This window comes from Lewinella sp. (genome assembly GCF_050633125.1).
Lineage (GTDB): Bacteria > Bacteroidota > Bacteroidia > Chitinophagales > Saprospiraceae > Lewinella.
On sequence record NZ_JBOEFX010000098.1, the window covers coordinates 1 to 913 of the forward strand.

The following is a 913-nucleotide window of genomic DNA, read 5'->3' on the forward strand; positions in this document are numbered from 1 at the left end:
GCAACAGGCACAATTGATCTGGTCGTTTCTGGTGGTACTGCACCATACACTTACCTGTGGAATACGGGTGCAACGAGCGAAGATCTGACCGGCTTGACGGCTGGCACGTACACGGTCACCGTTACCGACGATCAGGGCTGTACAGATGAAGCAACGTTCACAATTGATGAACCAACGACNNGACCTTAGAAATTGATGTTGACACTACGGTTCTGATCGATGCTGATTGTAATGGCGCAGCAACTGGTATGATCGACTTGGTAGTTTCTGGCGGCACCGCACCATACACTTACTTGTGGAATACCGGCGCTACGAGCGAAGACTTGACCGGTTTGACAGCAGGCACGTACACGGTTACTGTTACCGACGATCAGAGCTGTACCGATGAAGCAACGTTCACAATTGAGGAACCAACGACTTTAGAGATTGACGTTGACGCTACGGTGTTGACGGATGCTGATTGTAACGGTGCAGCAACTGGAACTATCGATTTGGTAGTTACTGGGGGTACTGCACCATACACTTATTTATGGAACACGGGTGCTACGAGCGAAGACTTAAGTGGCCTTACTGCTGGCACGTATACAGTCACGGTTACCGACGATCAAGGTTGTACGGACGAAGCAACGTTCACCATTGAAGAACCGACGACTTTAGAAATTGATGTTGACGCAACAGTTCTTACAGATGCAGATTGTAATGGCGCAGCAACTGGCACGATTGATTTGGTAGTTACTGGTGGTACTGCACCATACACTTACCTATGGAACACGGGTGCCACAAGTGAAGACCTCACGGGTCTCACAGCTGGCACGTACACGGTTACGGTTACGGACGACCAAGGTTGTACAGACGCAGCATCTTATACACATCTGACGCCGCCGACGATAGAGTACGTGTAGTTCTCGGTGGT

Annotated in this window: 2 protein-coding genes; both read left to right on the forward strand. The window is 49.9% G+C overall.

All coding sequences use genetic code 11. The features are described 5' to 3' along the window. A partial coding sequence (locus ACRBG0_RS20350) for a SprB repeat-containing protein (protein WP_431488689.1) occupies positions 1–179 on the forward strand: 179 nt, incomplete at both ends. Between the two features lie 69 nt (positions 180–248). After that, positions 249–902, forward strand: a complete 654-nt coding sequence (locus ACRBG0_RS20355; RefSeq protein ID WP_431488690.1) for a SprB repeat-containing protein — start codon at positions 249–251, stop codon at positions 900–902. Positions 903–913 lie beyond the last annotated feature (11 nt).

Excerpts from the sequence above, each read along its gene's own strand:
- ACRBG0_RS20355 (WP_431488690.1), top strand. The coding sequence starts at position 249 with ATGATCGACTTGGTAGTTTCTGGCGGCACCGCACCATACACTTACTTG.